1 protein-coding gene and 1 pseudogene are annotated in these 886 nt (G+C 70.5%); both read left to right on the forward strand.

Annotated features, from left to right (window positions below; all coding sequences use genetic code 11):
• Positions 1-311 (forward strand): annotated as a pseudogene (locus B1A78_RS21885) (glutamine-synthetase adenylyltransferase); the annotation flags it as partial.
• Positions 308-772, forward strand: coding sequence for a peroxiredoxin (locus B1A78_RS21890; RefSeq protein ID WP_077148912.1), 465 nt, complete (start codon positions 308-310; stop codon positions 770-772). The pseudogene B1A78_RS21885 and the gene B1A78_RS21890, both read left to right, overlap by 4 nt.
• Positions 773-886: the final 114 nt, after the last annotated feature.

The raw sequence follows: 886 nt of genomic DNA on the forward strand, positions 1-886 counted from the left end.
AGGTGACGCAGCTCGCAAGCGGCGAATGCCACGACCCGAATATCGCGTCGGCGCTCGCCTGCCTGAAGGCGAAGGGCCTCGCGCCGCCCGAGGTGTGCGACGCGCATCGGCTGCTCGGGCGGATGCTGGTGATGCTGCGGCTGACCGCGCCCGAGGGCGAACCCGCGACCCCGGCGGCGCGGCAGCTGGTCGCGAGCCAGTGCGGCGAGCCCGGCTGGCCGCAACTGCTTGCCGCGCATGACGCGGCGCGGCAGGAGATCGCGAACTGGTGGGCGTCGATTCGCCCCGATCGACAGGAGACAAAGCCATGACCCTCGCCATCGGCGATGCGATTCCCGCCGTGACCCCGCTCGACGCCGACGGCGCGGCGATCGACCTTGCGGCGCTCAAGGGTGCCCCGCTGGTCGTCTATTTCTACCCCAAGGCCGACACGCCGGGCTGCACCGTCGAGGCGCAGGACTTCACCCGGCTCGCGCCCGAATTCGCCAAGCTCGGTGCGCAGGTGCTGGCGGTGTCGCGCGATGCGCCCGCGAAGCTCTGCAAGTTCCGCGACAAATACGGCCTGACCGTGCGCCTCGCGTCGGACGAGGGCGGCGAAATGTGCGAGGCCTTCGGCACCTGGGTCGAAAAGCAGAATTACGGCCGCACCTATATGGGGATCGAGCGCTCGACCTTCCTGTTCGGCGCCGACGGCAAGTTGGCGCGCGAATGGCGCAAGGTGCGCGTGAAGGGCCATGCCGAGGCGGTGCTGGAGGCAGCAAAGTCGCTTTGACGAGCTTGGGCGAAGCCGCGCGCGCGGTGCTGCTCACCGCCGATCCGCACGCCAAGCGGCGCGCGGCGCGTGAACTCGCGCGGGCTTGGCGGCTCGGCATCCGGTTCGGCGGCA

Origin of the sequence: Sphingopyxis sp. KK2 (assembly GCF_001990265.1) — a bacterium.
GTDB lineage: Bacteria > Pseudomonadota > Alphaproteobacteria > Sphingomonadales > Sphingomonadaceae > Sphingopyxis.